We start from the raw sequence: 4,633 nt of genomic DNA on the forward strand, positions 1-4,633 counted from the left end.
GGTTGCCGGTGACCCACCGATTGACAAATTGTCCGATCCCGCTTTGGCGCGGCCCGGACCCATGACAAGGCCAGAGATGACGCCGAGGGCCACACCTGGGCTATCACCCATCGATGTCGCCCGCTCGGTCGTCATGTTGTGTGCAGGCATACACATGATCAGGCACCGAGACTGCGTAGGAATAGCCGTCGTGTTCATAGCGACGTTTGGATAGGGGGTGGACACAACGGCGAGTCCGGATGGTGTGTTGCAGACGTCGGGAAACGCTTGATCTTCCGCCGACATCGGGCCACTTGAATTGACAAAGCTCATTTGTTTAGCTCGCTCCATAGAGAGGGATGACGCGGCTTGGATCATAGAGTTCGGCGACGGCGCGTTCCGGCACAGTGTTTAAGACACTCCCACGCTGAGTCACGAACCGACTGCCTTCGGTCGACGCGCAGTGAAAGTCAGTGCGCAGAAATCGCGAGCCGGAAAAGTCGCTGCCATCGACCATGGCGTGGTGCATCAGCGCGTAGGACATATCGGCGCCGGCAAACGAGGCCCACCTGGCCGATGCACGTGTGAAAACGGCTGTTCCCAATTGAGTGCCGGAAAGATCGCAACCGTCCAGACACGCTTCGGCGAAGATGGATTGCGTCAAATTGGCATTGCGCAATTTTGCGGTTCGCAGGTCAGCCCTGACGAACAGTGTGTTCGGGGCGATCGCGCCGGAGAGGTCGGCACCCACGAGGCTCGCGCCCGTCAATATCGAACCGGACAGGTCTGTTCCGGATAGGTTTGCTCCTCGCAGCTTGGCACCGCTCAGGTTCGCTCGCGCGAGCATCAGCCCGGAGAGATCCCGCTCCGACAGATCGCATTCGGAGAAATGGATTGTGTCGCAGCGCAGTCCCGTGAGCTGTGCACTACGCAAATCGGCCTGGGTTATAGCGGCGTTCGTCAGCGTGGCGTTGTCGAGCACGACATTGGCGAGGTCGCAATCCATGAGAGCGCTTTGAGAGAGAGTGGCCTTGCTCAGAATCGTCCGGGCCAACACGCAACGCATCGCTGTCGTCTGGCTCAGCCGCGTCTCGCCGAAGTCGCTATGGCTGAAATCTGATGTCATGAACGTCGAGTGGGTCAAGCGCGCCCGCCGCCAGTCGGATCCGCCAGCGTGGCAATCGACAAATATGCATTTGTCAAGGTAAGCATCGGCGAAGGAAGCGCCGCTGAAATCGCAGTCCTGAAACGTCATGCCGGTCAGGCGGGCATGCGTGAACTGGCTGCCGCGAAAAGAGGAACTCAGCACAACGCCATCGTTCAGGCGTAGTCCAGATAGCGTCTCGCCATCGAGGTTAGCTTCGCGTACGGGGAACTGATGGTCGATCGACTGCAATAGGAGATCAATTGACATGGCGTGTGACCATCAGGACGGTGCGGTCGATATTTGCGTTGCTCAAATCGGTCGCGACCAAGGAAGCATCCATCAGGTCTGCGCCATAGAGATTTGCAGCGCGCAGACTGGCGCCGGCCAGGTTGGCCTGGTTGAGATGCGCCTCGAGCAGGTTGGCCGCATAGAAGTCGCTGCCGCGCAGATCGTTGCCGGTGAAGACCGCGCGTTTCAGCGAGGTCATTCGGAAGGTGGCGCGCGCCAGCGTCGACTTGCCGAAATAGGCACCGTTCAGTCGAGCCATGGTGAAGTCGGCGCCACTGAGGTCGGCCGTCTGAAAGGAGAGCGCCTCGGCGCTGCTGCGGCCGAACCGGGCGTCGCGCAGATCGACGTCGCCGATGAAGCTGACTTGGTCAAATCGCGCGTTCGAGAGATCGAGTAGGGCCGCTGTCACCTTGAGAAAGCAGGTTTGCTCTAGTCGCGCGCCAGCAAAGCTCGCACGAGATAACGAGAGATCCATGAATTGTCCGCGCTGAAGGACGGTGTCCCCCCAATCCGTGTTATCGAGCGCGGCTTTGATAAAGGAGCATTCACGTATTTGCGCAGAGCGGAGGGTCGCCCCGATCATCGGTACCCGCAAAATCTGGAGCTCGCCAAGATGCGCGTGGTCGAAGCATGCGCCCACCATGCGCGCGCCGAGAAGATTGGTGCGCACAAGCCGGCTGCCCGCGAAACGTGTTCCACGGCAGTCGGCTTCACCGAGATTGGCTTCGGTGAGATCGGTCGCGCTTAAATCAGCGTTGATGAGCGTTGCGCCGGTCAGTGCGGCTTTCATCAGTTTCGCACCGGCCAGGTTGCTCCCGTTCAGCTTCGCGCCTTCAAGGAAGGCGCCGGAGAAGTCCGCGTTCGCGAACCTTCGCCCCGAGAGGTCGGCGCCGGCGAGATCCCGACCAGCAACCAGGCCGCCGCGTCGGAACTCCTCTTCCACCAGATCGCCCAGCGCGCGTGCGACAGCCGGCGCCAGCACCGTTTCAGGCTTGAGCGGCTTGGGTGAGGCGAGCCTTGCCGCGGCCGTGCCGGCTGCCAATTGACCTTCCGCTTTGTCGATCTCGGTCCGTAGGACGGTCACCGCTTTCGTAGTTTCTGTCTTCGCTGCGGCGATCCCTGCTCCGGGCTCGTCACTGTTTGCCCCTTGATGGGGTGCACTCAAGGCCTCAAACGGCGCGCGATCATCGGACAGTGGCGCAGGAAGGACCCTTCTGAGCGCCGCTTCAGCATCGGTGAGTGCCGTACGCGCTCGTTGGGCGGCGTCAGGCGGTGGATCGGAGGCGTCGATCTGCGCCAGTATCTCGTCAATGGTCAAGCGCTGCGGCGCCTCTGGCGTGACGCTCGGCGATTTTTCCGTCAGGTCCAGCTCAGGGATATCGGGAAGCAAAAAGGCGTCGTCCGATATCGCGTTGCGTATCGGCTCGAGCGGCCCTCCCGCCGCCAAGTCAAAGAAACGAGCATGCGCAAGTTCGAATTGTTTGTGCTCGTCGAGCGGTTGCGTTGCTGTACCAAGGACATCGCCGCGCCAGTCTTTCGCCCGAGCGAACTTGTCTTCGATATCCTTTATGAGGCCCGGATCAGTATCCGGCAGCTGAGGGAATGGCGAGGCCTGCTCAAAGCTTGCGTCCATCGACTGCGCGGCGTCCGTGGCCGAGATTGCGGCAAGCAAGGCGTCGATATCGCTCGATGCGGCGTTTCCGCTAGCAAGCTTTTCATAGGCTCCACGTATCGGTCGATATTGAGCGTCAAGCCTGTCGACATCGGATTCTGCCGTTGCCTGGACCGTCTCCAGCGCGTCGAGTATCGCGGACAATTCGATCTCGCCGCTCTCGAATTCCTCCGGCAACAATTCGGGAATGCCCGATGGTTCGATCGACGGTATCTCGATCCTCGGACGCAGCGAAGGCGGGAGCTCAATGCGTGCGCACTCCTGATCGAGCGCCCAGCGCATGGAGGCCAGCTGTCGCGTTGCGCGCTGTTCGGCCAGATGCCGACGCCGAGCTGTGCGACGTTCGCGCTCGGCAGCCGACATCTCAGGGGCAATTTGATGTTCCGAAAACGCATAGCGTGGGGCGCTCGCCGGGTCCAGCCGCAGCCGCCGGACATTCAGATAATGATCGAACGGCCGCGCTGGCTCGCCTTGTTGCTCGTAAGCGACCATAATGTCGCCAACGTCGCTGCCGTCCAATTCCTGCACGGCAATCGCGGTGCGATAGATCATGACGCCGCGGCGGGCTCCCGCGAACAGCCACAGGGTATCGATGTACGTCTGCAGTTCCGTGACGCCACGCATCGCATCGCGCCAGCCGATGAAGCAGCGCACGCGAAAGGTTGGCAGGCGGCCTTCGATCAACGGATGCTCGGCGGAGAAGTTCTGCAGCGCGTAGGGTTCTCCGCCGCAGATGAAGCCGCTCAAGCGCTGGTCTGGCGGAGCGAACAGAAAAAGGCGCGGATCGGCATCGCTCGCTAGAGCGGGGGCAACTGATTGCAGCCACGTGGCATCATAGGTTCCCGCATACTGTATGCGCTCATTGCTATCAAGCGCCATTGGTCCGAAGGTTGCGGGCGGTGCGATCGCGTCGATGAACTGAATAGCATGCTCGGGGCTTTCGACGTTGGGCAGGGCCACCAGTTCGCCGGCCATGCTGCGGCGGAGAGCCTCATGGCCGGCGCCGACCTGGTTCGCCGTGTAGCCGGGCCCACCAAAGGCGCGTTGGCCCGTGAGCGGCATTTGCTGGAATGGTTGCACTTCTGTCGGTCGCCATCCGGAGGTGGTCATCTGCCAATAGCGGTCGCCCGTCACCAGAAGGTGCTTCTGGATCGGTCCGAGCGTCCAGCCCAACATCATGCGCTCGGTCGGCCGTCCCTCAGGCGCCGCGGCATGTCCGGCGATGAGCAACTCGGCTTGCGGCTTGGGCATGCCGATGTCGAGAGGGGTGCCGGGTGGAAGCTCCTTCGCGGCCATCACCCAAAGCTCCTGCTCGCCCAGCAGACGATCGGCGCCCGGGTTGGCGAGGTCGAACATCGCGAAGACCGAAATGATGAGGCTCGCCCCTGGAGGACGACGCTCGCATTTGGTCAACAGACCCAGTGTGCGGGGCTTTACAAGAATGGGCATGAAGCCTGCCGAGACGATTTTTGTGTTTTACCAATATTTCTCGAACGTGACGGACTTTCGGTCTCAACATCCAAACGCGTCGTTATGTCACATGCCAA

At 61.2% G+C, this 4,633-nt stretch carries 3 protein-coding genes; all 3 read right to left on the bottom strand.

The window, feature by feature from the left end:
* Positions 1 to 312: DUF4150 domain-containing protein (locus CWO89_RS40970; RefSeq protein WP_165421544.1), on the bottom strand; the 312-nt coding region annotated here is incomplete at its 3' end.
* A gap of 4 nt (positions 313 to 316) precedes the next feature.
* Positions 317 to 1,393: a pentapeptide repeat-containing protein gene (locus tag CWO89_RS40975; RefSeq protein WP_130583932.1), complete on the bottom strand. Its 1,077-nt coding sequence runs from the start codon at positions 1,391 to 1,393 to the stop codon at positions 317 to 319.
* The gene (locus CWO89_RS40980) at positions 1,383 to 4,535 is read right to left on the bottom strand and encodes a DUF2169 family type VI secretion system accessory protein (protein WP_130583933.1); all 3,153 of its coding nucleotides are present in this window, start codon (positions 4,533 to 4,535) and stop codon (positions 1,383 to 1,385) included. The genes CWO89_RS40975 and CWO89_RS40980 overlap by 11 nt, the downstream gene beginning before the upstream one ends.
* Between the last annotated feature and the right edge of the window lie 98 nt (positions 4,536 to 4,633).

Origin of the sequence: Bradyrhizobium sp. Leo170 (genome assembly GCF_004296405.1) — a bacterium.
GTDB lineage: Bacteria > Pseudomonadota > Alphaproteobacteria > Rhizobiales > Xanthobacteraceae > Bradyrhizobium.

What these genes read in the sequence shown, in the direction of transcription:
- CWO89_RS40975 (WP_130583932.1), bottom strand. Translation starts at nt 1,393, where the DNA reads ATGTCAATTGATCTCCTATTGCAGTCGATCGACCATCAGTTCCCCGTA.
- CWO89_RS40980 (WP_130583933.1), bottom strand. Translation starts at nt 4,535, where the DNA reads ATGCCCATTCTTGTAAAGCCCCGCACACTGGGTCTGTTGACCAAATGC.